This window comes from Bacteroides sp. AM16-24, assembly GCF_003471885.1.
GTDB lineage: Bacteria > Bacteroidota > Bacteroidia > Bacteroidales > Bacteroidaceae > Bacteroides.
The window spans coordinates 1-775 of record NZ_QRKI01000048.1 but is presented as its reverse complement, the minus strand read 5'-3'; the positions used below and the strand labels follow the sequence as shown (position 1 = coordinate 775).

Sequence of the window (775 nt, the reverse complement as noted above, 5' to 3'; positions counted from 1 at the left end):
CGGCTGCTTTGCTGGATCCCATGCAGCCGAAAGCGCAGTACCTCGCTTCCTGATACCAATCAGCCCCCTGCCAGTATGCACTGTTTCCATCGTTTAGATGGAATATTATCGTCTCTGTCCAGGAAGTTTACCTATACGGAGTTTGTTCAAACGGTAGAGAATACCGGTATGTCCGAATCTACGGGCAAACGACTTTTACGCAAAGCCTTGAAGCTTCAATATCTTGTAAAAGAGGAGAATGGCTATCGGAAGAAACGTAAAACGGGGTCTGGACGGGGTTATAAGTGACCCTGACCCTAAATTGACCCCTGTCCAAGCACCGGAAGTGCTTTCCGAAGCCTTTCCGGTGTTCCGATTTTTCCTGAATAAAATATGAACTATAACAGAAAACATCATGATTATGAAAAAGTACACAAATCCCGAAACAGCCTTTTCCGAAGAGCCCGATTTCGAAGCTGCCCGGTTTGAGATCAAGGCATATCTGAAGTCCGATCTGGCACTGCTTTACTTTCCCTGTCTTTCGTCCGAAGCTGCTTTGAGGAAGCTCCGCCGTTGGATAAACTTCAATCCGTCCCTGCACCGCGAGCTTTACGGCGGTCCCGAGGGGAAGAACGACCAGCTCTTCAGCCGGCGTCAGGTGGCGATACTGGTGAAGTATCTGGATGCGCCCTGAGCGGGTGGGGCGTCTTAGATAATACATCCCGCACTTGGGCTGTCAACAGGCAATGTTGTGGCGTGGAACAAGCTATGTTTCACGCCACGGCATTGCTTGTTT

The 775-nt window shown here is 49.7% G+C and carries 1 protein-coding gene and 1 pseudogene; both read left to right on the top strand.

From position 1 onward, the window contains the following. Nucleotides 1-288 (top strand): annotated as a pseudogene (locus DW182_RS22670) (hypothetical protein); the annotation flags it as partial. A 112-nt stretch (nt 289-400) separates the two neighbouring features. Then, nucleotides 401-673 (top strand): DUF4248 domain-containing protein, encoded by a 273-nt coding sequence (locus DW182_RS21995; protein ID WP_118296844.1) that lies wholly within the window; start codon nt 401-403, stop codon nt 671-673. The last annotated feature ends 102 nt before the right edge of the window (nt 674-775 follow it).

What these genes read in the sequence shown, in the direction of transcription:
- DW182_RS21995 (WP_118296844.1), top strand. Translation starts at nt 401, where the DNA reads ATGAAAAAGTACACAAATCCCGAAACAGCCTTTTCCGAAGAGCCCGAT.